The sequence below is a fragment of the Deinococcus sp. NW-56 genome (assembly GCF_002953415.1).
GTDB lineage: Bacteria > Deinococcota > Deinococci > Deinococcales > Deinococcaceae > Deinococcus.
In genome coordinates this window covers 43,768-67,982 of record NZ_CP026517.1, presented here as the reverse complement: position 1 = coordinate 67,982, position 24,215 = coordinate 43,768, and the positions used below count along the sequence as shown (strand labels likewise).

General features: G+C 69.3%; 18 protein-coding genes, 1 pseudogene and 1 riboswitch. Of the genes and pseudogenes, 10 read left to right on the top strand and 9 right to left on the bottom strand.

Annotated features, from left to right (window positions below; all coding sequences use genetic code 11):
* Positions 1-67: 67 nt before the first annotated feature.
* Positions 68-2,581, top strand: coding sequence for an excinuclease ABC subunit UvrA (gene uvrA / locus C3K08_RS14195; protein WP_104992141.1), 2,514 nt, complete (start codon positions 68-70; stop codon positions 2,579-2,581).
* Positions 2,582-2,610: 29 nt separating this feature from the next.
* Here the strand turns inward: uvrA and C3K08_RS14190 are convergent, their stop codons facing one another.
* The 7 genes from C3K08_RS14190 to C3K08_RS14160 all read right to left on the bottom strand — a co-directional run bounded on the left by C3K08_RS14190 (position 2,611) and on the right by C3K08_RS14160 (position 9,140).
* Positions 2,611-4,158, bottom strand: coding sequence for a 2-isopropylmalate synthase (locus C3K08_RS14190; protein ID WP_104992140.1), 1,548 nt, complete (start codon positions 4,156-4,158; stop codon positions 2,611-2,613).
* A 267-nt stretch (positions 4,159-4,425) separates the two neighbouring features.
* Complete coding sequence (locus C3K08_RS14185) at positions 4,426-4,614, bottom strand: hypothetical protein (protein ID WP_104992139.1); 189 nt, start codon at positions 4,612-4,614, stop codon at positions 4,426-4,428.
* A gap of 117 nt (positions 4,615-4,731) precedes the next feature.
* Positions 4,732-5,742 (bottom strand): ketol-acid reductoisomerase, encoded by a 1,011-nt coding sequence (ilvC, locus tag C3K08_RS14180; protein WP_104992138.1) that lies wholly within the window; start codon positions 5,740-5,742, stop codon positions 4,732-4,734.
* 116 nt (positions 5,743-5,858) lie between these two features.
* Positions 5,859-6,197, bottom strand: a complete 339-nt coding sequence (locus C3K08_RS14175; RefSeq protein ID WP_104992386.1) for a cupin domain-containing protein — start codon at positions 6,195-6,197, stop codon at positions 5,859-5,861.
* Positions 6,198-6,285: 88 nt separating this feature from the next.
* A complete protein-coding gene (ilvN, locus tag C3K08_RS14170; protein WP_199777058.1) occupies positions 6,286-6,867 on the bottom strand; it encodes an acetolactate synthase small subunit in 582 nt (193 codons plus the stop codon).
* Complete coding sequence (gene ilvB / locus C3K08_RS14165) at positions 6,864-8,543, bottom strand: biosynthetic-type acetolactate synthase large subunit (RefSeq protein ID WP_104992137.1); 1,680 nt, start codon at positions 8,541-8,543, stop codon at positions 6,864-6,866. The genes ilvN and ilvB overlap by 4 nt, the downstream gene beginning before the upstream one ends.
* A gap of 297 nt (positions 8,544-8,840) precedes the next feature.
* On the bottom strand, positions 8,841-9,140 hold the full coding sequence (locus C3K08_RS14160) for a hypothetical protein (RefSeq protein ID WP_104992136.1): 300 nt from the start codon (positions 9,138-9,140) through the stop codon (positions 8,841-8,843).
* A gap of 73 nt (positions 9,141-9,213) precedes the next feature.
* Here C3K08_RS14160 and ilvD point away from each other — a divergent pair, with 73 nt between their 5' ends.
* The 6 genes from ilvD (at position 9,214) to C3K08_RS14130 (ending at position 14,929) form a co-directional block, all read left to right on the top strand.
* Positions 9,214-10,965, top strand: a complete 1,752-nt coding sequence (gene ilvD, locus C3K08_RS14155; RefSeq protein WP_104992135.1) for a dihydroxy-acid dehydratase — start codon at positions 9,214-9,216, stop codon at positions 10,963-10,965.
* A 225-nt stretch (positions 10,966-11,190) separates the two neighbouring features.
* Positions 11,191-12,480 (top strand): 3-isopropylmalate dehydratase large subunit, encoded by a 1,290-nt coding sequence (locus C3K08_RS14150; RefSeq protein WP_104992134.1) that lies wholly within the window; start codon positions 11,191-11,193, stop codon positions 12,478-12,480.
* Positions 12,480-13,052 carry a 3-isopropylmalate dehydratase small subunit gene (locus C3K08_RS14145; RefSeq protein WP_104992133.1) on the top strand — a complete coding sequence of 191 codons (573 nt, stop codon included), beginning with the start codon at positions 12,480-12,482 and terminating at the stop codon, positions 13,050-13,052. Before C3K08_RS14150 ends, C3K08_RS14145 begins: the two co-directional genes overlap by 1 nt.
* Positions 13,045-14,100 (top strand): 3-isopropylmalate dehydrogenase, encoded by a 1,056-nt coding sequence (gene leuB / locus C3K08_RS14140; protein WP_104992132.1) that lies wholly within the window; start codon positions 13,045-13,047, stop codon positions 14,098-14,100. The genes C3K08_RS14145 and leuB overlap by 8 nt, the downstream gene beginning before the upstream one ends.
* 188 nt (positions 14,101-14,288) lie before the next feature.
* Positions 14,289-14,525 (top strand): antitoxin, encoded by a 237-nt coding sequence (locus C3K08_RS14135; protein ID WP_104992131.1) that lies wholly within the window; start codon positions 14,289-14,291, stop codon positions 14,523-14,525.
* On the top strand, positions 14,522-14,929 hold the full coding sequence (locus tag C3K08_RS14130; protein ID WP_104992130.1) for a type II toxin-antitoxin system VapC family toxin: 408 nt from the start codon (positions 14,522-14,524) through the stop codon (positions 14,927-14,929). Before C3K08_RS14135 ends, C3K08_RS14130 begins: the two co-directional genes overlap by 4 nt.
* A gap of 477 nt (positions 14,930-15,406) precedes the next feature.
* Here the strand turns inward: C3K08_RS14130 and C3K08_RS14125 are convergent, their stop codons facing one another.
* Both C3K08_RS14125 and C3K08_RS14120 read right to left on the bottom strand, forming a co-directional pair.
* Complete coding sequence (locus C3K08_RS14125) at positions 15,407-16,876, bottom strand: glutamate synthase subunit beta (protein ID WP_104992129.1); 1,470 nt, start codon at positions 16,874-16,876, stop codon at positions 15,407-15,409.
* 15 nt (positions 16,877-16,891) lie between these two features.
* Positions 16,892-21,634, bottom strand: coding sequence for a glutamate synthase-related protein (locus C3K08_RS14120; protein WP_234009252.1), 4,743 nt, complete (start codon positions 21,632-21,634; stop codon positions 16,892-16,894).
* 416 nt (positions 21,635-22,050) lie between these two features.
* Here C3K08_RS14120 and C3K08_RS14115 point away from each other — a divergent pair.
* The 3 genes and pseudogenes from C3K08_RS14115 to C3K08_RS14105 form a co-directional block, all read left to right on the top strand.
* Positions 22,051-22,263 (top strand): annotated as a pseudogene (locus tag C3K08_RS14115) (diguanylate cyclase domain-containing protein); the annotation flags it as partial.
* An 85-nt stretch (positions 22,264-22,348) separates the two neighbouring features.
* Positions 22,349-22,476: riboswitch (SAM riboswitch) on the top strand.
* Positions 22,477-22,582: 106 nt separating this feature from the next.
* Positions 22,583-23,554 (top strand): methionine ABC transporter ATP-binding protein, encoded by a 972-nt coding sequence (locus tag C3K08_RS14110; protein WP_104992127.1) that lies wholly within the window; start codon positions 22,583-22,585, stop codon positions 23,552-23,554.
* Positions 23,554-24,204 (top strand): methionine ABC transporter permease, encoded by a 651-nt coding sequence (locus C3K08_RS14105; protein ID WP_104992126.1) that lies wholly within the window; start codon positions 23,554-23,556, stop codon positions 24,202-24,204. Before C3K08_RS14110 ends, C3K08_RS14105 begins: the two co-directional genes overlap by 1 nt.
* The last annotated feature ends 11 nt before the right edge of the window (positions 24,205-24,215 follow it).

The window sequence follows — 24,215 nt, the reverse complement described above, 5'->3', positions numbered from 1 at the left end:
AGGCCGGATTCAGCCAACCTTGGGACTCGCTCGCCCCCGCGCCGGAGGCTCTCCATACTGCGGGGCGATGACCTTCTCGCGCGAGGATTCCGGGTTCGTGGAGGTGCGTGGGGCGCGGGAACACAACCTCAAGGACGTGTCGCTGCGGATTCCGCGCGACGCCCTGGTGGTGTTTACCGGGGTGTCCGGCTCTGGCAAGTCCTCGCTGGCCTTCGGGACGCTGTATGCCGAGGCCCAGCGGCGGTACCTGGAGTCGGTGTCGCCCTACGCCCGGCGCCTCTTTCATCAGGTGGGGGCGCCCGACGTGGACGCCATCGAGGGGCTGCCCCCGGCGGTGGCCCTCCAGCAGCAGCGCGGGGCGCCGAGCACCCGCTCCTCGGTGGGCAGCGTGACCACCCTGTCGAATCTGGTGCGGATGCTCTACTCGCGGGCCGGGGACTACCCCCAGGGGCAGCCCATCGTCTATGCCGAGGGCTTTTCCCCCAACACGCCGGAAGGCGCCTGCCCGCATTGCCATGGGTTGGGACGCGTCTACGAGGTGACCGAGGCCTCGATGGTGCCCGACCCCTCGCTGACCATCCGCGAGCGGGCGGTCGCCGCGTGGCCGCAGGCGTGGGGGGGGCAGAATCAGCGCGACATCCTCGTCACGCTGGGCATCGACGTGGACGTGCCCTGGCGCGAGCTGCCGCAGGAGACACGCGACTGGATTCTCTTCACCGACGAGCAGCCCGTCGTGCCCGTCTACCCCGGCCGAACCCCGGAGCAGACGCGGCGAGCCGTGAAGCGCGGGGACCCTCCCGACTACATGGGCACCTTTTCCAGCGCCCGGCGGCATGTCCTGCACACCTTCGCCCATACCGAGAGCGCGGCCATGAAGCGGCGGGTGCAGGAGTACATGATCGCCACGGAGTGCCCGGTCTGTCACGGCAAACGGCTGCGGCCAGAGGCGCTGGCGGTGCATTTCGCGGGGCACGACATCACCGAGTTCTCGCGGCTGCCGCTGGCGCAGGTGGCCGACCTTCTGCGGCCCTACGCGGGGGAACAGGAGCACGGCAGCAAGGCGCAGGCCCACCCCGAGCAGGCCCTCGCCCGGCAGCGCCTCGCCGGGGACCTCGTCGCGCGGCTGGAGGTGCTGCTGAATCTGGGGCTGGGGTACCTGCACCTCGAACGCTCGACGCCCACCCTCTCGCCGGGGGAACTTCAGCGGCTGCGCCTCGCCACGCAGCTCTATTCGCACCTCTTCGGCGTGGTGTATGTCCTCGACGAACCCTCCGCCGGGCTGCATCCCGCCGACACGGAGGCGCTGCTCGCGGCGCTGGCGGGGCTGAAGGCCGCCGGGAACTCGCTGTTCGTGGTCGAGCACGACCTCGACGTGGTGCGGCGGGCCGACTGGCTGGTCGACGTGGGGCCGGGCGCGGGCGAGGGGGGCGGCGAGATTCTCTACAGCGGGCCGCCGGAAGGGTTGCGGGCGGTGGAAGCGTCCCAGACGGCCCGCTACCTCTTCCGGGAGGAGGCCCGCGAACCGCACGACCCGCGCTCTCCCTTCGGCTGGCTGGAGCTGACGGGCGTGACCCGCCACAACCTGCGGGGCCTGTCCGTGCGCTTTCCGCTGGGCGTCCTGACGAGCGTGACGGGGGTGTCGGGGTCGGGCAAATCGACGTTGGTGAGTCAGGTGCTCGTCGAGACGCTGGCGGCCCGGCTGGGGCAAAACCTGGCCCAGGGGGACGAGGAGGAGGACACCGAGGATGCCCCCGCGCCGACCACCGCCAGCCTCGGGGGCGACGTAGACACCGTCTCGCGCCTCGTCCGGGTGGACCAGAAGCCCATCGGCCGCACGCCGCGCAGCAATCTGGCGACGTACACGGGGCTGTTCGACCAGGTTCGCAAATTGTTCGCCGCCACGCCGCTTGCACGGGAACGTGGCTATGGGGCGGGCCGATTCTCCTTCAACGTGAAGGGCGGGCGCTGCGAGCACTGCCAGGGCGAGGGCTGGGTGATGGTCGAGCTGCTGTTTCTCCCCAGCGTGTACGCGCCCTGCCCGGTGTGCCACGGCACGCGCTACAACGCCCAGACGCTGGAGGTCGAGTACCGGGGGAAAAGCATCGCGGACGTGCTGGGGATGACGGTGGACGCGGCCTGGGCCTTTTTCCGGGACGACGCGGCGGTCTTCCGCGCGCTGGACACCCTGCGGGAGGTGGGGCTGGGGTACCTGCGGCTGGGGCAGCCCGCGACGGAGCTCTCGGGTGGCGAGGCGCAGCGCATCAAGCTGGCGACCGAGTTGCAGCGGGCCGGGCGCGGCCACGCGGTCTATGTCCTCGACGAGCCCACCACCGGCCTGCACCCCGCCGACGTGGAGCGGCTGACCCGGCAGCTCGGGCGGCTGGTGGACGCCGGGCACACCGTGATCGCCGTCGAGCACGATATGGGCGTGGTGACCGTCAGCGACTGGGTGATCGACATCGGCCCCGGCGCGGGCGAGGCGGGTGGGCGGGTCGTGGTCGAGGGCACGCCGGGGGAGGTGACGCGGGTGCCCGGCAGCCGGACGGCCCCCTACCTGGCACGGGCGCTGGGCCTGGGCTGACCCCCGCTCAGTGGGGCGGAGGCCAGTCCCTACACCGAGGCCTGCGTTACCTGGCGGCTCTTGCCCATTCCAGCGACGACCTGATTCACGATCCGCAGCCAGGCGCGGGCGCTGGCCTCGACCACGTCGGTGGCGACCCCCGTGCCGTGGAGGCTGATCTCGCCGTAGCGGGCGCCGATGCTGACCTCGCCCACCGCGTCGCCGCCGCCCGTGACCGCCTGAATGCGGTAGCTCTCCAGCACCGGGCTGATCCCGGTGAGGCGCCCGATGGCCTGAAACGCCGCCTCGACCGGGCCGTCGCCGTGCGCGGTGGCCTCGGCGGAACCATCGGGAGTCTTCAGGCGCACAAAGGCCACCGGAGTCATGTTCATGCCGGAAGTGATCTGGAAGCCCTCCAGCGCGAAGGTCTGCGGCACGTCGCTGCGGCTGTCCACCAGCGCCCGCAGGTCGTCGGCGGAGACCTGCCCCTTGCGGTCGGCGAGGTCCTTGAAGCGGGCGAACAGCGGCCCCATGCGCTCCTCGTCCAGCGCGTACCCCAGGTCGGTCAGCGCCTTGCGGAAGGCGGCGCGGCCCGAGTGCTTGCCCATGACCAGCACGGCGGCCTCGCGGCCCACCTGTTCGGCCTGCATGATCTCGTAGGTCTCGCGGGCCTTCAGCACCCCGTCCTGATGGATGCCCGACTCGTGGGCAAAGGCGTTGTCGCCCACGATGGCCTTGTTGGGCTGCACGGGCATCCCGCTCAGGCGGCTCACCAGCCGGGAGGCGCGGTACAGCTCGCGGGTGCGGATGCCGGTCTCGTAGCCGTACACGTCCCCACGGGTGTGAAAGGCCATCACGATCTCCTCCAGGCTGGCGTTTCCGGCCCGCTCGCCGATGCCGTTCACGGTGCATTCGATCTGCCGGGCGCCCCCCTCGGCGGCGGCGATGGAGTTCGCCACCGCCATTCCCAGGTCGTCGTGGCAGTGGGCCGAGAGAATGACATGTTCCGGCAGCTCGGCCTTCAGGTAGGCGAACAGCTCGCGCATCTCGGCGGGCGTGGTGTAGCCCACCGTGTCGGGCACGTTGATGGTGCTCGCCCCGGCCTCCACCACCGCGCGGAAGATGCGGACCAGGAAGTCGCGCTCGGAGCGGGTGGCGTCCTCGGCGCTGAACTCCACATCGTCCACGAAGGAGCGGGCCAGCCGCACCGCTTCCACCGCCCGCTCGACCACCGCGTCCGGCTCCAGGTTCAGCTTGCGGGCCATGTGGATCGGGCTGGTGGCGATGAAGGTGTGAATCCGGGGTTTATCGGCAGCCTCCACCGCCCTCGCCGCCGCCTCGATATCGGCGCGGCCCGCGCGGGCCAGCCCGGCGATGACCGGCCCCCGCACCTCGCGGGCGATGCGCGACACGCCTTCGAGGTCGCCGGGGGACGCGATGGGAAACCCGGCCTCGATCACGTCCACGCCCAGCCGGGCGAGCTGGTGGGCGATCTCCAGCTTCTGCCCGTGGTTCAGGGCCACGCCGGGCGACTGTTCGCCGTCGCGCAGGGTGGTGTCGAAGATGCGGATGCGGCCTTGCTGGGACTGCTGGGTCATGGGGTCTCCTGTCGCGCGAGGGGAAAAAGAAAAAGCCCCCGGAGAGGCTTTCCTCCGGGGGCCGGGCGGGCGCTGCTTTCCGCCGCTCACTCCACCGGAGGAACGGGAAGAAGAAGCAGGCCGCTGAACATGGGCATAGGTCACTGTACGGGTCAGGCCGCGCAGCGGGCGCGAGTTGTCTGCACGGGCCGACGCAGTATACGGACGGTGCCAGAAATGCGCCCGCCCAGCTTCGGGACGGAAGGCTGGGCGGGCAGCGTCAGGGGGTCAGTTCGCGTAGCGTTCGGCCGTGGTCTGCGCCTCCAGCCGGTGATGGGTGCGGACCTCTTCCTCGGTCACGACCAGGGCGCGGCTGGTGATCTCCTCTCCCCCACGCTCCCAGCTCAGGCGCGGCTGGGCAGGGCGGCGAAAGAGGTGTTCTGAACGGAGTTTTTTGAGAATCTGCGAGGTCTTCATGGCCTGAGTGTGCGCTCTGCACCTGGACCGCACCACCCCCAAAAACGGAAGCGTTCCGCGAGCGTGGACGGCGAGAGGCCGCCTCACCCATGGGCAGGCGGCCGGAACGGGAGGAAATTAAACTTCCAGTTCCTTCTTCTCGATAAAGGGCATCTTGCCCCGCAGCTCGGCGCCCACGGTTTCCAGCAGGTGGCCGCGCATCTTCCCGCGCTGCTCCCGCATGTACGGGAATCCGGCCTCGGCGTCCTCGATGAAGCGCTCGGCGAAGCGGCCCTGCTGGATGTCGGTCAGCACGTCCTTCATGGTGGCCTTGGTCTCGTCCGTGATGATGCGCGGGCCGGTCACATAGTCGCCGAATTCGGCGGTGTTGGAAATCGAGTGGCGCATGCCTGAAAAGCCCTTCTCGTAGATCAGGTCCACGATCAGCTTGACCTCGTGCAGCGTCTCGAAATAGGCGATCTCGGGCTGGTATCCGGCCTCCACCAGCGTCTCGAAGCCCGCCTGGATCAGGTGGGTAACGCCGCCGCACAACACCGACTGCTCCCCGAAGAGGTCGGTCTCGGTCTCCTCCTTAAAGGTGGTTTCGAGCACGCCCGCGCGGGTGCAGCCGATGCCGCGTGCGTAGGCCAGGGCCAGGGCACGGGCGCCGCCGCTGGCGTCCTGCGCGACGGCGAAGATGCCGGGCATGCCGCCGCCGTCGGCATAGATGCGCCGCAGCATGTGCCCCGGCCCCTTGGGCGCGACCAGAAACACGTCCACGCCCTCGGGCGGCGTGATACGCCCAAAGTGGACGTTGAAGCCGTGCCCGAAAGCGAGCGCCTTGCCGGGCGTGAGGTGAGGAGCGATGCTCGCCTCGTACAGGCCGGGCTGCGCCTCGTCGGGAATCAGGAGCATGACCACGTCCGCCTCGCGGGTGGCGTCCTCGACGGTCGCCACGCGCAGGCCCGCCTGCTCGGCCTTGGCGCGGCTCGCGGACCCCTCGCGCAGGCCGACGACCACGTTCAGGCCGCTGTCGCGCAGGTTCTGGGCGTGGGCGTGGGCCTGAGAGCCGTAGCCGATAATCGCGACCAGTTTGTCCTCGATGGGCGAGAGGTCAACGTCGCGGTCGTAGTACATGGTTGCGGCCATACGTGCATTGTCCTACAGAGTGCGGTCGGGGGGCGGGGGTGGGCTAGGAGAGGTGCGCCGCAAAGAAGCGGGGCAGGGGTGCCTCTTTCGGCCCTCCCCTGCCCCGCTAGGCAGGCCTACTCGTCCCGGCCGTGAACCTGGGCGGGCGGGTGGGTGGCCTCGACGGCGGTGAACGGCTCCAGGATCTGGTAGCGGTGCTGGGCGCCCTCGGGCACGACCCACGAGTTGCCGGGTTCCAGCAGCAGCATCGACCCCTCGACGTGCAGCTCGGCGCGGCCCGAGATCACGAAACCGACGGTCTCGTAGGGGCGGGCGTGCAGCTCGTCACCCCCGCCCGGCTGCTGGTCCTCCCACAGCCGCATGGAGAGGGACTTGCCGCTGACGAGGTATTTCTGGCCGTCTGGACCCTTGGGCGAGTGGCGGGAATCGACCTTCTGAGCGGTGGTGTCTGACATGGTGCCCCCAGTATTCATTCCCCGCCCCGACCGGAAAAACAGAAAAAGGTCATGAATGTCTTCGCAAGTCAGCGGGGCTACAGTCGCGCTAGTCCTCGGCAGCGGAGGCCAGCAGAGGCCCCAGTGCCCGCTTCTCGCCGTGGTAGACGTGGCCCGGAATATCGGCGTTGGAGCCGCGTGTGAGGGCCACCCGGCCGGTTCGCATCGTCTCCAGAATGCCGAAGGGCCGCATCTGCTCGATAAAGGCGGTGACCTTGCCCTCGTCGCCCGTCACCTCGAAGGTCAGGGCGCGGCGGCCCACGTCCACGATGCGGGCGCGGAAGTCCTCGGCGATCTGGCGGACCTCCACCCGGCTTTCGGGGGTGATGGCGACTTTCACGAGGACGAGTTCGCGGTCCACGAACTTCTCCAGGCTGTGATCGATCACATGCAGCACGTCGTGCAGCTTTTCGAGCTGTTTCATCGCCTGCTCGACGATCGCGCGGTCGCCGGTCACGACGAAGGTCATGCGGCTGACCCCCGGCTGCTCGGTGCTGCCCACCGACAGGCTGCGAATGTTGTAGGCGCGGCGGCCGAAGAGGGACGTGATGCGGGTCAGCACGCGCGGCTCGTCGCGCACCAGTGCACTGACCAGATGGTCCTGCGGCGCGGCCTGCTGGTCGGCGGTCATGCGGGGCCTCCCGGCACGGGTTCGGTCTCGATCATCTCGCTCAGGGCCGCTCCGGCGGGCACCATCGGGAAGACGCCGTGCTCGTTCGGGACCACGACTTCCAGGAGGGCGCTGCCGTCGTGCGCGAGCCAGGCGTCGAGGGCGCCCTCCAGGTCGGCCGAGTTGTCGGCCCGCCAGCCGGAAATCCCGTAGGCGTCCGCCAGCTTCAGGAAATCGGGATTGGAGTCGCCCAGGTAGACCTCCGAGTAGCGGCGCCCGTGGAAGAGTTCCTGCCACTGGCGGACCATGCCGAGGTAGGAGTTGTTCACGACGCAGATCTTGACGTTGCGAATCCCGTACTTGGTCAGGGTGGCGAGTTCCTGGGCGGTCATCTGGAAGCCGCCGTCCCCGGCGATCACCATGCTGGTCACGCCGGGTTCGGCCAGCGCCGCGCCAATGGCCGCCGGGAAGCCGAAGCCCATGGTGCCCAGGCCACCCGAGGTCAGCCAGCGCCGGGGCTTCTGGAAGCGGGCGAGCTGCGCGGCGAGCATCTGGTGCTGGCCCACGTCGGTGCTGAGGATGTCGTCCGGCCCCAGACGCGAGACGACCTGCCGCACCGCCTGCGCCGCGCCCCAGTGGCTGGGGTGCTCGCCGCGCGTGCGCCACTCGGCCAGCGCAGCGGTCCACTCGGGATGGCTCAGGGGCTGTGCCCGTTCGGTGAGCAGCCGGGCGGCCTGCCCCGCGTCGGCACGCACCGGCACATGTGCCCGCACGATCTTGCTGATCTCGGCGGCGTCGAGGTCGATATGGATGATGCTGGCGTGCGAGGCAAAGTCCTTCACCCGCCCCGTCACCCGGTCGTCGAAGCGCAGGCCGATGCCGACCAGCACGTCCGCCTCCGAGATCGCGCGGTTGGCGGCGACCGAGCCGTGCATGCCCGGCATCCCCAGCCACAGCGGATCGGAGGCGGGAAAGGCCCCCAGGCCCATCAGGGTGGTGATGGTCGGGAGGCGCCAGGCCCGCGCGAAGGCGGTGACCTCGGCGGCGGCTCCCTGGGCACCCCCGCCGACCATCAGGACGGGCTTGCGGGCCTCCCGCAGCAGCGCGGCGGCGGCTTCCAGCGCCTCGGGCAGGGGGGCGGGCGCCTCGGGCGGGGCGTGCGGGCCGTGGACCTCGCCCGAGAAGGCCGCGAGCTGCACGTCCTTGGGAATGTCCACCAGCACCGGGCCGGGGCGCCCCGAGCGGGCGATGCGGATCGCCTCGGCCACGATGCGCGGCAACTCGGCCGCGTCCTGCACCACGTAGTTGTGCTTGGTGATCGGCAGGGTGATCCCGGTGATGTCGGCCTCCTGAAAGGCGTCGGTGCCCATCAGGTGCCGGGCCACGTTGCCGGTGATCGCCAGCAGCGGCACCGAGTCCATCATCGCATCGGCCAGGCCGGTGACCAGATTGGTGGCGCCCGGCCCGCTGGTCGCCAGGCACACGCCAAGGTCGCCGGTCGCCTTGGCCCAGCCTTCGGCCGCGTGGATCGCGCCCTGCTCATGCCGCGCGAGAATGTGACGGATGTCCGGGAAGAGGGTCAGCGCGTCGTACACCGGCATGATCGCGCCGCCGGGATAGCCGAAGACGGTCCCGACCCCGTGCGCGGCGAGCGTCTGCCAGAGGGCCTGGGCGCCGTTGGGCGTGGGGCCGGTCACCGGGGGCTCCCGGCTCGGAACGGGGGGGACTGGGTGCAGGCGTTCATCGTTTCCTCCTGTGACAAGACGGAAAATCCCGCCCTCGGACTCGGGGGCGGGGTGTTCTGTGGGAACGCGCGGACGCTCAGCCTCCAGAAACCCCGGAGCCAAGAAGAAGCGCGATCACGGTGCGCGGCGGCATAGCAGCACCGTACGGCGCGGGCGGGGGCCGGGCGCGGCGGCGACCTAGACGAGTGGGGCAGTGTAGGGAGGGGGGTCAGGTCCGGAGCAGCGCCGAATGGCTGATGCTGAATCCGGTCAGACGTAGATCGGCACCAGAAACCACGCCGCCACGCCGCCGATCAGTACCCCTAACGCCCCACCCAGCACGGCGGCCCTTCCCGTGCTTTCCGGCCTGAGCCGCAGCGCGAGCAACAGCAGAGCCGCTCCGGTCCCGATCAGCCCACCCGACACCGCCTGAAAGCTGTCGATCCTCTCTCCCACGGTGAGGCCCGGCAAGGCGGAGCCGACCAGCACATGCAGCCCCAGCGTCATGAAAAAGGCGGGAAAGCCCACGCTGAAGGCGAGCAGGAAGCGGCGGTCACGGGCGCGGGTCATGGAAGGCGCTCCAAGTTATCACCCGTCTGATCAACTGCCAGTCCACGCCCCGCCCCGCGCGTTAGGGTGGTCTATGGGAGACTCCGCGCCAGCACGCCGCAGCGACACCATCAAGTCGGGCTTCGAACGCGCCCCGCACCGCAGCCTGTTGCGGGCGACCGGGGTGATCGAGCGCGAGAGCGATTTCGGCAAGCCCTTTATCGCCGTGTGCAACAGCTATATCGACATCATTCCGGGGCACGTGCACCTTCAGGAGTTCGGGCGGGTGGTCAAGGCGGCGGTCCGGGAGGCGGGCGGCATTCCCTTCGAGTTCAATACCATCGGCGTGGACGACGGCATCGCGATGGGCCACGCGGGCATGAAGTACAGCCTGCCCAGCCGCGAACTGATCGCGGACTCGGTGGAGACGGTCGTGCAGGCCCACCAGTTCGACGCGATGATCTGCATTCCCAACTGCGACAAGATCGTGCCGGGGATGCTGATGGGCGCGATGCGCTGCGACATCCCCACCATCTTCGTGAGCGGCGGGCCGATGCTGCGCGGCCTCACGAAGTCGGGGCGGCGGGTAGACCTCGCCTCGGTGTTCGAGGGGGTGGGGGCCTTTCAGGCGGGCCGGATGGGCGCCGACGAACTGCGCGAGCTCGAAGAACAGGCCTGCCCCACCTGCGGGAGCTGCTCGGGGATGTTCACCGCCAACTCGATGAACTGCCTGTGCGAGGCGCTGGGAATGAGCCTGCCGGGCAACGGGACCATTCCCGCGACGGACCCCCGGCGGCATGAGCTGGCGCGGGCGGCGGCGCGGCAACTGCTCGTGTTGCTGGACAGGGGCATCACCCCCCGCCAGATCGTGACCGCCGAGGCCATCGACAACGCCTTTGCGCTCGACATGGCGATGGGCGGATCGACGAACACGGTGCTGCATACCCTCGCCATCGCGCACGAGATCGGGGTGGAGTACCCGCTGGAGCGGCTCAATGAGGTCTCTGACCGGGTGGCGAACCTGTGCAAGATCGCGCCCAGCAGCGACTTTCACATTCAGGATCTCGACGAGGTGGGCGGCGTCAGCGTGATCCTGCGCGAACTGTTTCAGCGGGACGGCATCTTGCACCGGGGCTGCATGACGGCGACCGGGCAGCCGCTGGAAGCCAACGTGGAAGGGGCGCCCGCTCCCGACGGCGACGTGGTGCGGCCCTGGGAGCGGGCCTACTCGGCCACCGGGGGACTGCGGCTGCTGTTCGGCAACCTTGCGCCGGAGGGGGGCGTGGTGAAGTACGCGGGCGTGGTGCCCGCCATGCGCCGCTTCGAGGGGCCAGCCATCGTTTACGACTCCATGGAGGCCGCCAACGCGGGCATCCTGGGGGGCGAGGTGCAGGCCGGGCACGTCGTCGTGATCCGCTACGAGGGGCCGCAGGGCGGGCCGGGAATGCAGGAGATGCTCTCTCCGACGGCCAACCTCGCCGGGATGGGCCTGGGCGAGAGCGTCCTGCTGCTCACCGACGGCCGCTTCAGCGGGGCCACGCGCGGGGGGTCCATCGGCCACGTCTCGCCGGAAGCGAGCGCGGGCGGTCCCATCGCCCTGGTCGTGAGCGGCGACCGCATCCGGGTGGATATGGACGCCGGAACGCTCGACCTGCTCGTCCCCGACGAGGAACTGGCGCGGCGCCGTGCCGGGTGGCAGCCCGTCGTCAAGCCCATTCCCGGAAGGTGGCTCAAGCGCTATGCCCGGCTGGTCACCAGTGGGAGCCGGGGGGCGGTGCTGGACGACGGGACGGGGCCAGGGGTCGCCGCCGCGCTGCCGCGCCGGGAGGCAGCGGCCGGACGGTAGTGCCCCGCCCCCCTGGCTTGAGCAGACAGGCTCTCCCCGGCCCCGTCCCCGCCCCGGTAGGCTGCCCACATGTTCACCGTTCCCGGCCACAGCGGAGGCGCCCCCAGCGGGCAGCTTCTTCTTCGGTGGGGGCGCTGAGCGCGAGCACCCGCGTTCACCACCGGCCCCCGGAGTCCACACGGCTCCGGGGGCTTTTCCTTTTCTCCCGGCAGGAGGTCTTTCCAGATGGGCATGACGATGGCACAGAAGATTCTGGCGGCGCACAGCGGTCACGCGGCTGTGGTTCCGGGGCAACTGATCGAGTGCGCGACCGACCTCGTGCTCTGCCACGAGATCACCACCCCGGCGGCCCTGCGAATGCTGGAGGAGCGCGGCATGAACCGGGTGTTCGACCCGGAAAAGATCGTGGCGATTCCCGACCACTCGGTCCCCGCCATGAACATCAAGGCTGCCAAGATGTACCAGAAGCTCAAGTCCTGGGTGCAGGAACAGGGCATCCGCCACTTCTACGACGTGGGGCGTGGCGGAATCGCCCACGTGGTGCTGGAGGGGAGCGGCCTGCTGCGGCCCGGACAGACGCTGGTGAGCGGCGACTCGCACACCTGCAACGGCGGGGCGCTGGGGGCCTTTGCCACCGGGGTCGGCAGCACCGACCTCGCCGGCGCGATCTACGCGGGCCGGGTGTGGTTCAAGGTGCCGGAAACGATGCTGATCCGGGTGACGGGAGAGATGCAGCCGGGCGTGACGCCCAAAGACCTCGTGCTGGAGGTCATCCGGCGCATCGGCGCGGATGGCGCGAACTACCTCGTGATGGAGTGGGCCGGGGACACCATCGACCGCATGGACATGGAGGGCCGCTTCACCCTGACGAACATGGCGATCGAGGCGGGCGGCAAGACCGGGATCATCGCGGTGGACGACACGACGCGGGCCTACCTCGCCGCGCGGGGCGTCACGCCCGACGGGTACACCGAGTACGCCTCCGACCCGGACGCGCCGTACAAGGTCGTGATCGAGCTGGACGCCTCGCAGGTCGAGCCGACGGTCGCCTACCCGCACATTCCCAGCAACGGCCGCGTGGCGGGCAGCGACCGCATCCCGGTCACGCACGCCTACGTCGGGAGCTGCACGAACGGGCGCATCAGCGACCTGCGCGAGGTGGCCCACATCCTGCGGGGGCGGCGGGTCGCGGACGGCGTACAGATGATCGTGGTCCCCGCCACCCAGGCGATCTGGAAGCAGGCGGCGCAGGAGGGGCTGCTGGAGGTCTTCGTGGAGGCGGGCGCCAGCGTGAGCTATCCGAGCTGCGGCGCCTGCCTGGGGATGCACTCGGGCGTGCTGGGACCGGACGACGTGTGCATCTCCAGCTCCAACCGCAACTTCGTCGGAAGGATGGGCGACCCCTCGGCGCAGATCTACCTCGCCTCGCCCGCGACGGTGGCGGCAAGCGCAGTGGCAGGTGTGATCTCGGACCCGCGCGAGTACGCGGGGCTGCCCCGCGTGGAGGTGGCGTGATGCCCAGAGTCCATGTCTTCGCCCGCGACCACATCAACACCGACGAGATCATCCCCGCGCGGCACCTCACCAGCGACGTGGAGAGTGAACTGGCCCGCTACGCGATGGAGGACTACGACCCCAGCTTCGTGCGGCGGGTGCAGCCCGGCGACATCGTCGTGGCCGGGGCCGATTTCGGGTGCGGTTCCAGCCGCGAGCACGCCGTCTGGGCGCTGCGTGGAGCCGGGGTGGGGGCCGTGATCGCGCCCAACTTCGCCCGCATCTTCTACCGCAACGCGATCAACAACGGCTTCCTGGCGCTGGAATGCGCGGGCATCGTGGAGGCCTTTCAGGACGGCGACGAGGCCGACCTCGACCTCGCGGGCGGCACGATCACCAATGCCCGCAGTGGGCAGCGGCTCAGCTTCGTGCCCGTGCCCCAGTTCGCGCTGGACGTGCAGCGGGCGGGCGGCTGGCTGGAGTACATGCGCGAGCAGGACGCGGTGGCCGCCGGAACCCTGAACACCCCCAGCACCGAGGCCGGACACGGCCACCCCGGAACCCCCACCCCCCAGGAGGACCCCCATGCCTAAGATCGTCACGCTGCCCGGAGACGGGATCGGCCCCGAGGTCACCGCCGCCGCCGTGCAGGTGCTGCGCGAGGTCGCGCCCGACCTGACCATCGAGGAGCATCTCATCGGGGGGGCGGCCATCGAGCAGACGGGCGACCCCTTTCCCGCCGCGACCCGCGAGGCCGTGCGGGAGGCCGACGCCGTGCTGCTGGGCACCGTGGGCGGGGCGCAGGACTCGCCCTGGAACAGCCTGCCGCGCCCGCAGCGCCCCGAGTCCGGCCTGCTCGCGCTGCGGCGCTTGATGGGCTGTTACGCCAACCTGCGCCCGGTGCGGGTGCTGCCGGGGCTGGAGCACCTCTCGCCGCTGAAGCCCGAGCTGGCACGCGGGGTGGACATCCTGATCGTGCGCGAGCTGCTGGGCGGCCTCTACTTCGACGGGGACCGGCGGCTGGACGGCGACGCGGCCCACAACACCATGCGCTACACGCGGGCCGAGGTCGAGCGGGTGGCGCGGGTGGCCTTCTGGGCGGCGGCGCAGCGGCGGGGCCGGGTGACCTCGGTGGACAAGGCCAACGTGCTGGAGGTCTCCGAGCTGTGGCGCAGCGCGGTGCAGGACGTCCACGACCGCAAGTACCGCGACCTCTCGCTGAACCACGAGTACGTGGACAGCGTGGCGATGCTGCTGGTGTCCAACCCCGGCCGCTACGACGTGGTCCTGACCGAGAACCTGTTCGGGGACATCCTCTCGGATCTCGCGGCGGTGATTCCGGGCAGCCTGGGGCTGATGCCCTCGGCCAGCCTGGGGGACGGGGCGGGGCTGTTCGAACCGATCCACGGCTCGGCCCCCGACATCGCCGGACAGGGGGTGGCGAACCCTGCCGCCGCGATCCTGAGCGCGGCCATGCTGCTGCGCCACGGGCTGAATCGCCCGGCGGCCGCCAACCACATCGAGGGCGCGGTGGCGCGGGCCTTGCGGGCCGGGCCGACCGCCGACCTGGGGGGCCGCGCGAGCACGGGCGCCTTCACGGACGCCGTGCTGGAAAACGTGCAGGTCATGAGCGGAGCGTAGGGCGGGTCCGGGTGGACAGGCCTGGGCCTTTAGCCGATCACGATGGACCTGTCGGCGGGAGAGCGCACGGCCCGGTGTTCAAGAGATGGAACAGGGTGAACAAGGCCCGCAACAACCTTGACTTCGGAAGTTCGGGAGTTCATTCGGCTTTGGGGGTATATACTCTTTGGTAGATACGGAGGCAGACCATGACCACAGCCAAAGTCTTTCGGAGTGGCAACTCCCAGGCCGTCCGTCTGCCCCGCGAGATGCGGTTGGATGTCCGCGAGGTCGAGATCATCCGCCACGGTGATCTGCTGATCCTCAGGCCCATTCGGAGGGAGGCGACCCTCGCCTCCGCCTTCGATGCGTTGGCCGGGATCGGGGACGACTTCCTGCCGGAAGGCCGTCAGCAGGGCGAATCCCAGGAGCGAGAAGCCTTTTGACCCTCCGTTACCTCCTCGACACCAACATCTGCATCTTCATCATCAAGAACAAGCCCGCCGCCGTGCGGGAGCGGTTTGCCAGGCTGCATTCTGGCGAGGTGGGCTTGAGCGCCGTCACCGAGGCCGAGCTGCTGCACGGGGTCTACAAAAGCATGCGGGTGGAGCACAATCTCGCGGCCGTGCTGGACTTCGCCTCGCGACTGGTGGTGGTGCCCTTTGGTTCGCAGGTGACAGAGACCTATGGACGCATCCGGGCTGAGCTGGAAAGGGCCGGGCAGCCCATCGGTCCGCTGGACGTTCAGATCGCGGCCACAGCGGTGGCCCACGGCCTGACCCTCGTGACCAACAACACCCGTGAGTTCGCACGGGTACCAGGCATTCAGCTCGAAGACTGGACCCGGTAGGGCTGGTGTTGCAGGAGAGGGCGATCATACGAATTCCGGCTGATCAGTTGCAAAAACTGTTCAGCCCGAGCGGACTTGTAAAGCTGCGCAGCAGAGCGAGAAGGAACAAAACGGTTACCGGAAAAGGAGTTATCGAACCGGCGCCCTCCCGGTTTGATAACGGATTGGACGGAAACCGTATCACCCCCCGGCCAAGAAGGGCGACAGTGCCCAGGTGCTCCGGATAAGGGGGAAGGCTCGGAGCTGTCGGGGCTTAACCGAGAACCATGACGGAGGGGCCAGGCCGGTCTCCCAGTCGCCCCTCCGTCATGGTCCCGGATGCGGCCAAACCCCGGAGCCTGACCTGCGAAGGGTTCGGCTCCTTCCTCAGTCATTCCACAACGCGGGCACACCTCTCCAGGGGAGAGGTCTTCACCCGCCGGTTCAACTCGGAACAGAGCGGCCCAGGTACGAACCGTTCCGTTCCGCCCGGAAAGCTCAGCGCGGCAGTTCGCTCGTCCCCATCAGGAACTCGTCCACGGCCCGCGCCGCCTGCCGCCCCTCGCGGATGGCCCAGACGACGAGGGACTGACCCCGGCGCATATCGCCTGCCGCGAAGACGCCTGGCACGTTGGTGACGTAGCCGCCCACCTTGTCCGTCCCCGCCTTCGCGTTGCCCCGCTGGTCGCGCTCGACGCCGAACACGTCGAGGATGCTCCCCACCGGGCTGACAAAGCCCATCGCCAGCAGCACGAGGTCGGCTTTCAGAAGCTCCTCGCTGCCGGGAATCTCGGTCATCTTGCCGCCCTGCCACTCCAGGCGCACGGTCTTGAGGGCCGTAACGCGCCCGTCCTCGCCGATAAATTCCTTGGTGGCGATGGCGAACTCGCGCTCGCCGCCCTCCTCGTGGCTGGACGACGTGCGGAGCTTGTGCGGCCAGTAGGGCCAGGTCAGCGGCTTGTTCTCGTGCTCGGGGGGCATGGGGAGCAACTCGAACTGGGTGACGTGCGCGGCGCCGTGGCGATGCGAGGTGCCCATGCAGTCGGAGCCCGTGTCGCCGCCGCCGATCACGACGACGTGCTTGCCCCCGGCGTGAATCTGCCCCTCCACCCGGTCACCCGCGTTCACCCGGTTCTGCTGAGGCAGGAACTCCATGGCGAAGTGGACGCCCCCCAGATCCCGTCCCGGCACCGGCAGGTCGCGCGGCTGTTCGGCCCCGCCCGCGAGGAGGATGGCGTCGAACTCGGCACGCAGTTCCTCCGGGCTGACCATCTCCCATGCGAGGTTGGTCACCTTCGATCCCTCCGGCAACTCGCCCACCAGGACGCCCGTGCGGAAGGTCACGCCCTCGGCCTCCATTTGGCCCACCCGGCGGTCAATCAGGTGCTTTTCCAGCTTGAAGTCGGGAATGCCGTATCTGAGCAGGCCGCCCGGTCGGTCGTTCTTCTCGAAGACCGTCACGTCATGTCCGGCGCGGGCGAGTTGCTGGGCGGCGGCGAGTCCGGCGGGGCCGGAGCCGATCACTGCCACCTTTTTCCCGGTCTTGAAGGGCGGCGGCTGGGGAGCCACCCACCCCTCTTCCCAGGCGTGGTCGATGATCGCGCGTTCAATGGACTTAATGCCCACCGGCTCGTCCGTCGTGAGGTTCAGCGTGCAGGCGGCCTCGCACGGAGCGGGGCAGATACGCCCGGTGAACTCGGGAAAGTTGTTGGTGGCGTGCAGCGCGTCGATGGCCCGGCGCCAGTCATTCCGGTAGACGAGGTCGTTCCAGTCGGGGATCAGGTTGTTCACTGGGCAGCCGTTGTTGCAAAACGGAATCCCGCAGTCCATACAGCGGGCCGCCTGCACCCGCGACTGCTCGACGGTCAGCTCGTGGACGAACTCGTTGTAGTTCCTTAGCCGCGCGTCGATGGGCTCGTAGGCCTCCTTGACGCGCTGGTATTCCAGAAAGCCGGTGACTTTTCCCATGGTCGCTCCTCAGCTTCACTTCGTCAGGACGCCCTGGCCGGTGGGCTGACCAACCTCTGCCGGGCCATGCCCCGCGTCCTTGCCCAGGTCGCCCAGCGCCCGCTCGTACTCGCGGGGGAAGACCTTGACGAACCGTGGCAGCGCCTCCTCCCAGTTGTCGAGGAGTTCGCGGGCGCGCAGCGAGCCCGTCCAGCGGTGGTGTTCCTCGATCAGCCCCCGGAGCTGCGTCTCGTCCGTCTGCCCCCGGTGCCAGAAGCGGCACTCGATGGTGGCCTCCTGCTCGGCGCCCGGCACCACCCGGTCGAGGGAGACCATCGCCGCGTTGCAGCGGCTGGCGAAGGTGCCGTCCTCGTCGTACACGTAGGCGATGCCACCCGACATGCCCGCCGCGAAGTTGCGCCCGGTGCGGCCCAGCACGACCACCGTGCCGCCCGTCATGTACTCGCAGCCGTGGTCACCTGTACCCTCGACAACCGCTGTCGCCCCCGAGAGGCGCACCGCAAAGCGCTCGCCCGCCACCCCCCGGAAAAACGCCTCGCCCGAGGTCGCGCCGTACAGCACCGTGTTTCCCACGATGATGTTCTTCGTGGCGTCCCCCCGGAAGTCGATGGAGGGCCGCACCACGACCCGCCCGCCCGAGAGGCCCTTGCCGGTGTAGTCGTTCGCATCCCCGATCAGGTAGAGGGTGATCCCGCTCGCCAGGAAGGCGCCGAAGCTCTGGCCCCCGTTCCCCTCCATCTGGATGAAGACCGTGTCGTCGGGCAGGCCGTCCGGGCGGCGGCGGACCAGCTCTCCGGAGAGCATCGCGCCCACCGTGCGGTTGACGTTGCGGGCGGCCTCCAGCACCTTGACCTTCTCGCCGCGCTCAATGGCGGGGCGGCACTTCTCGATCAGGGTCACGTCGAGGGCGCGCTCCAGGCCGTGATCCTGCGTGGTCACGTGGCGGCGGGCCACCTCGGCGGGCACGGCGGGCTGGTGGAAGACGCGGGTGAAGTCCAGGCCGCGTGCCTTCCAGTGCTCCACGCCCGTGCGGGTGTCGAGCAGGTCCGTGCGCCCGATCAGGTCGTCGAAGCGGCGAATACCGAGCGAGGCCATCAGCTCGCGCACCTCCTCCGCCACGAAGAAGAAGTAGTTGATAACGTGTTCGGGTTTGCCCGCGAACTTCTGCCGCAGCACCGGGTCCTGGGTCGCCACGCCCACCGGACAGGTGTTCAGGTGGCACTTCCGCATCATGATGCAGCCTTCCGCCACGAGCGGCGCGGTGGCGAAGCCGAACTCGTCTGCTCCCAGCAGGGCGCCGATCACCACGTCGCGCCCGGTCTTCATCTGTCCGTCCGCCTGCACGCGGATGCGGCCCCGCAGGCGGTTGAGCACCAGCGTCTGCTGCGTCTCCGCCAGCCCCAGTTCCCACGGGGAGCCCGCGTGCTTGATGGAGGACCACGGCGAGGCGCCCGTGCCGCCGTCGTGCCCCGCGATGACCACATGGTCGGCCTTCGCCTTCGCCACACCGGCCGCAATCGTCCCCACGCCGACTTCCGACACCAGCTTCACCGAAATGTCGGCCTGCGGATTCACGTTCTTGAGGTCGTGGATAAGCTGCGCGAGGTCCTCGATGGAGTAGATGTCGTGGTGCGGGGGAGGGGAGATCAGGCCCACGCCGGGCACCGAGTGGCGCAGCATCCCGATGTACTCGCTGACCTTGCCGCCCGGAAGCTGCCCGCCCTCGCCCGGCTTGGCCCCCTGCGCCATCTTGATCTGGATTTGATCGGCGGAGACGAGGTATTCGGTGGTGACGCCGAAGCGTCCCGAGGCGACCTGCTTGATCTTGGAACGCAGGGAATCGCCGTCCTGAAGCGCGTAGTCTGCCGGAGCCTCCACCCGGCCTTCGCCAAGAATGTCCCTCAGCCGGGTCCCCGCCGTGATCGTCCCGCCTTCCATCTCCCTGCGGTACCGCGCCGGGTCCTCGCCCCCCTCGCCCGTGTTCGACTTGCCACCGATGCGGTTCATCGCGACGGCGAGGGTAGTGTGCGCCTCTGTGGAGATGGAGCCGAGGGACATGGCGCCCGTGGCGAAGCGTTTGACGATCTCGGAGGCGGGCTCGACTTCCTCCAGCGGGATCGCCTTCTCCGGGTCCGCCTTCAGCTCGAACAGGCCACGCAGGGTCATGTGCCGCCGCGACTGGTCGTTGATGATCTGCGCGTATTCACGGTACGTCTCGACCTTGCCCGAGCGTGTCGCGTGCTGGAGCTTGGCGATGGCGTCCGGCGTCCACATGTGCTCCTCGCCGTGCGCCCGCCAGGCGTACTCGCCGCCGAGGTCGAGCATGTTCGCCAGGAACGGGTCCTCGCTGAAGGCCGCCCGGTGCAGCCTCAGCGCCTCCTCCGCCACCTCGAACACGCCGATGCCGCCGACCTGGGTGGAGGTGCCCCGGAAGTACTTCGTCACCAAGTCCTCGCTCAGACCGATGGCCTCGAAAATCTGGGCGCCGCAGTACGACATGTACGTGCTGATGCCCATCTTGGACATAATCTTCGAGAGGCCCTTGCCCACGCCCTTGATGTAGTTGAGGGCGGCCTTTTCCGGCGTCACGCCGCTCGGCGCATCCCGGTACAGGTCCGCCAGCGTCTCCAGCGCAAGGTAAGGATGAATCGCTTCCGCCCCGTACCCGGCGAGGACCGCGAAGTGGTGGACCTCTCGCGCCGAGCCCGTCTCCACGACCAGGCCCGCCGTCGTCCGCAGCCCTTGATGAACGAGGTGCTGGTGAACGGCGGACAGCGCGAGCGGCGCGGGGATGGCGACGTGCTCGCGGTCCATCGCCCGGTCGGTCAGAATCAGGATGTTGTGCCCCTCGCGGACGGCGTCTACGGCCTGCGCCCGCAGTGAGGCGAGGGTGGCTTCGATGCCCTCACGGCCCCAGGCCGCCGGATAACAGATGTTCAGCTCAAAGGGCCGGAACTTGCCCCCCGTCTGCTCCCCGATGGAGCGCAGCCGCGCCATGTCCGCGAAGTCGAGGACGGGCTGTGAAACCTCCAGCCGCATCGGGGGATTGACCGCGTTGATGTCGAGCAGGTTCGGCTTCGGCCCGATAAAGGACACCAGCGACATGACAACCTGCTCGCGGATGGGGTCGATGGGCGGGTTCGTGACCTGCGCGAACAGTTGCCGGAAGTAGTTGTACAGCGGCTTGTTGCGGCTGGAGAGCACCGCCAGCGGCGAGTCGTTCCCCATCGAGCCGACGCCCTCTTCCCCGGCGGCAGCCAGGGGGCCAAGCAGAAACTTCAGGTCCTCCTGCGTGTACCCGAAGGCCTGCTGGCGGTCGAGCAGCGTTTCGCGGAAGGTGGGCGCCTCCGCATCAGGAGCGAGGTTCCCCAGCTCAACGCGCACGTTGTCGATCCACTGCCGGTAGGGCTTGGCCGAGGCGTAGCGCGACTTCAGCTCTTCGTCGTCGAGAATGCGCCCCTCGTCGAGGTCGAGGAGGAACATCCGCCCTGGTTGCAGGCGCCACTTCTTCACGATCCTGTGCTCGGGGACCGGCAGCACGCCCGTCTCCGAGGCGAGGATCACCAGGTCGTCCCGCGTCACGATGTACCGGGCGGGGCGCAGGCCGTTGCGGTCGAGGGTGGCGCCGATCTGCCGCCCGTCGGTGAACACCATCGCGGCGGGGCCGTCCCAGGGCTCCATCATCGCGGCGTGATACTCGTAAAAGGCGCGGCGGCGCTCGTCCATGCCGGTGTGCCCCTCCCACGCCTCGGGAATCAGCATCATCGCGGCGTGGGCGAGGGGATAGCCCGCCATCGTCAGCAGTTCCAGCGCGTTGTCGAAGGTCGCCGTGTCCGACTGCCCCCGCAGGCTGATGGGGTAGAGCTTCTGGAGGTCGTCCCCCAGCACCGGGGACTTCATCACGCCCTCGCGTGCCCGCATCCAGTTGAAGTTGCCCTTGACGGTGTTGATCTCGCCGTTGTGCGCGACCATGCGGTAGGGGTGCGCGAGGTACCACTCGGGGAAGGTATTCGTCGAGAAGCGCTGGTGAACGAGCGCCAGGGCCGATACCACCCGCTCATCCTGAAGGTCCAGGTAGTACTCCCCGACCTGCCCGGCCAGCAAAAGCCCCTTGTAGATCACCGTGCGGCAGGACATGGAGGGCACGTAGTATTCCCGCCCGTGGGTGAGCTTCAGCCGCAGGATCGCCAGCGACGCCCGCTTGCGGATCACGTACAGCTTGCGCTCCAGCGCGTCGGGCACCAGGGTGTCGGACCCGTGGCCGATGAACACCTGGCGGATGACGGGTTCCTTGTCCCGCACCGCCGGGGACATGGGCATCTCGCGGCCCACCGGCACGTCACGCCAGCCGAGGAGCACCTGCCCCTCGGCCCGGATTGCACGCTCCAGTTCCTGCTCGCAGGCCAGGCGGGAGGCGTGTTCCTTGGGCAGGAAGATCATGCCCACGCCGTAGTCGCCGGGGCGGGGCAAAGTCACACCCTGCTTCGCCATCTCGGCCCGGTAGAACTCGTCGGGAATCTGAATCAGGATGCCCGCCCCGTCGCCCATCAGCTCGTCGGCGCCGACGGCCCCCCGGTGATCGAGGTTCTCCAGAATCCCCAGCCCCTGCGTGATGATGCCGTGGGACTTGTTGCCCTTCAGGTGGGCGATAAAGCCGACCCCGCAAGCGTCGTGCTCCTGGTCTTGACGGTACAGGCCCTGCTGGCTGAGCGCTGCTCTCTCCTGAGGCGTGGGGTGATGCATCGTGTCATGGTCCATCAGGCACTCCTCTCCGGTCGGCGCCAGGCGCTGCGGAGTTAAATCATACAAAGCGTGTATACGCACGCCCTTCAGTTGTCCATGTGTGCTCCGTACGCAAGACCCGCGCTAGACAACTGGCAGCGTTGATCGACAGGGCGGTGAAGCTCCTGTGTTCTTTCGTAGGTATATTCATAGATCTGCATAGTTTTGAACCCGCTAGGGTTCTGCGCGGCTGGTCGCCCGTTTCGAGGGTCCCTCCTACGCGAGTGCGCCCCGCTTCCGCTTCACGCTGGAGGCGCCCGCGAGCGACCACCTGCTGGTGCGCCGGGAGAACCCCCTGATCTTTCTGGCGCTGGGTGCCCTGCTGACGCTGGGGGTCTACCCCCTCTTTCTCTACAGCGTCACCCGCGACCCGGCGCAGGCGTTGTACGCGGCCTACGTGCTGGCCCCTGATGCTGCTCGACCTCGACGGCTTCAGGCGCCTGAACGACCAGTACGGTCACGGGCGTGGCGCCCTGCTGCGCGACTTCTCGGCCGCACGGCGGGCGCTGGAGGATGAGGGAAGCCGCGTCTACCGGCTGGGCGGCGACGAGTTCGGTGTGCTGGCCCCGGCCGCCCGCGCCCCTGCCCTCCGGCACCGGGCCTGAGAAGGGGGTCTCCATACCGGTCCAGACAACCCGCGAGGGGATGCGTTCCGGTGCGCTACCTTCTCCCACGGCCCGCAGAGGGCCACTCTTATCCAGAGCGGCGCGAGGGATCTGGCCCCAAGACCGCCGCAGCAACCGGCCCTCATCACGGCATCGGTGCTGACCAGCCCGCACGCGCCAACGATGGTGTATCCGCGTCGGGACCGATAAGGGAAGGGTCTAGCTCGACACGGTCGCGTCCCCTTCTCCGTTCTCAGCCTCGGGAGGGGACGTGTGCTTTTTGTTCCCCTCCGGCCTTTCCAGACGGAGGATTTCTCGTTTGTCCGCTTCATCCCCCCCACCCGCCCTGCTGTTCGAGGGCGTGGGCAAGACCTATCCGGGGCAGACCACCCCGGCCCTTCAGAGCCTCACGCTGGCGGTGCCGCGCGGCTGCCGGGTCGGCATCATCGGCCGCAGCGGGGCGGGCAAAAGCACCCTGGTGCGCCTGATCAGCGGGCTGGAGACGCCCGACACGGGCCGCCTGCTGGTGCAGGGGCAGGACCTCTCGCGCCTCACGCCCGCGCAGCGGCGCCCGCATCAGGCCCGCATTGGGGTCGTCTTCCAGCACTTCAACCTGCTTGCGCAGCGCACGGCCCTGGGCAACGTGACCCTGCCGCTCGAACTCGCCGGGGTGCCCCGCGCCACCCGCGAGGCACGGGCACGGGAATTGCTGGCGCAGGTCGGCCTCGCGGACCTCGCGGGCCGCTACCCCGCGCAGCTTTCGGGCGGGCAGAAGCAGCGCGTCGGCATCGCCCGTGCGCTGGCGCTGGAACCGGACCTCCTGCTGGCCGACGAGGCCACGAGTGCCCTCGACCCGGAGACGAGCGCGGGCATCCTCGCCCTGCTCACCGAGGTGCAGCGCAGCCGCGACCTGACGCTGGTGGTGGTCACGCACCAACTCGAAGTCGTGCGGGCCGCCTGCACCCACGTCGCCGTGCTCGACGCGGGGCGGCTGGTGGAGACGGGCGAGACCCGCACCGTCCTGGCCCAGCCCGCCCACCCCGTCACCCGTGCCCTGCTGGACGCGCACCGCCCGCAGGTCCCGCTGCGCCCACACGAGACGCTGCGCCGGGTGACTCTGCCCGATCTGGACGCGGGCACGCTGGAGCGGCTGGCCGCCCTGGGCGCCCGGCTGGTGCAGGCCGAGCCGCACCCGCAGGGGGTGGACGCCTGGCTGGTCCTGCCGGAAACCGCGCCGGACCCGGAACTCTGGCCGCGCGAGGTCGCTTTTCCGCTGGGGGCGAGTGCCTGATGGACACCCTCGCGCCCCTGCTGTGGCAGGCCACCCTGGAAACGCTGTGGATGGTGCTGCCGAGTGCCCTGATCGCGCAACTGCTCGGCACGGCCCTGGGGGTGGCCCTGACCCTCACCCGGCCCGGCGGCCTGCGCCCGCAGCCCCTCGCCCACCGCGTGCTGGACGCGGCCGTCAACGTGGGCCGCAGCCTGCCCTTCATCATCCTGCTGGTCCTGCTGATTCCCCTGACCCGGCTGATCACGGGCACCAGCATCGGCAGCACGGCGGCCACCGTCCCCCTCACCGTCGCGGCGATTCCTTTCGTCGCTCGGCTGGTCGAAGGAGCGCTGCGCGACGTGCCCCCCGGCGTGACCGAGGCCGCCCGCGTGGTGGGCGCCACGACCGGGCAGATCGTCGGCAAGGTGCTGCTGCCCGAGGCCCGGCCCGCCCTGATTCACGGCTTCACGGTGATGCTGGTCAGCCTGATCGGGTATTCCGCGATGGCCGGGGCGATCGGCGGCGGAGGCCTGGGTGACCTCGCCATCCGCTACGGCTACCAGCGTTTCGAGACGGACGTGATGGTCGCCACCGTGCTGCTGCTGCTCGTGCTGGTGCAGGGCGTGCAGTGGCTGGGCGACCGCGCCGCCCGCCGCGCCGATCACCGCTAACTCTCTCTCCT

Coding starts and splice junctions, on each gene's coding strand:
- uvrA (WP_104992141.1), top strand. CDS start 68: ATGACCTTCTCGCGCGAGGATTCCGGGTTCGTGGAGGTGCGTGGGGCG.
- C3K08_RS14190 (WP_104992140.1), bottom strand. CDS start 4,158: ATGACCCAGCAGTCCCAGCAAGGCCGCATCCGCATCTTCGACACCACC.
- C3K08_RS14185 (WP_104992139.1), bottom strand. CDS start 4,614: ATGAAGACCTCGCAGATTCTCAAAAAACTCCGTTCAGAACACCTCTTT.
- ilvC (WP_104992138.1), bottom strand. CDS start 5,742: ATGGCCGCAACCATGTACTACGACCGCGACGTTGACCTCTCGCCCATC.
- C3K08_RS14175 (WP_104992386.1), bottom strand. CDS start 6,197: ATGTCAGACACCACCGCTCAGAAGGTCGATTCCCGCCACTCGCCCAAG.
- ilvN (WP_199777058.1), bottom strand. CDS start 6,867: ATGACCGCCGACCAGCAGGCCGCGCCGCAGGACCATCTGGTCAGTGCA.
- C3K08_RS14160 (WP_104992136.1), bottom strand. CDS start 9,140: ATGACCCGCGCCCGTGACCGCCGCTTCCTGCTCGCCTTCAGCGTGGGC.
- ilvD (WP_104992135.1), top strand. CDS start 9,214: ATGGGAGACTCCGCGCCAGCACGCCGCAGCGACACCATCAAGTCGGGC.
- C3K08_RS14150 (WP_104992134.1), top strand. CDS start 11,191: ATGGGCATGACGATGGCACAGAAGATTCTGGCGGCGCACAGCGGTCAC.
- C3K08_RS14145 (WP_104992133.1), top strand. CDS start 12,480: ATGCCCAGAGTCCATGTCTTCGCCCGCGACCACATCAACACCGACGAG.
- leuB (WP_104992132.1), top strand. CDS start 13,045: ATGCCTAAGATCGTCACGCTGCCCGGAGACGGGATCGGCCCCGAGGTC.
- C3K08_RS14135 (WP_104992131.1), top strand. CDS start 14,289: ATGACCACAGCCAAAGTCTTTCGGAGTGGCAACTCCCAGGCCGTCCGT.
- C3K08_RS14125 (WP_104992129.1), bottom strand. CDS start 16,876: ATGGGAAAAGTCACCGGCTTTCTGGAATACCAGCGCGTCAAGGAGGCC.
- C3K08_RS14120 (WP_234009252.1), bottom strand. CDS start 21,634: ATGGACCATGACACGATGCATCACCCCACGCCTCAGGAGAGAGCAGCG.
- C3K08_RS14105 (WP_104992126.1), top strand. CDS start 23,554: ATGGACACCCTCGCGCCCCTGCTGTGGCAGGCCACCCTGGAAACGCTG.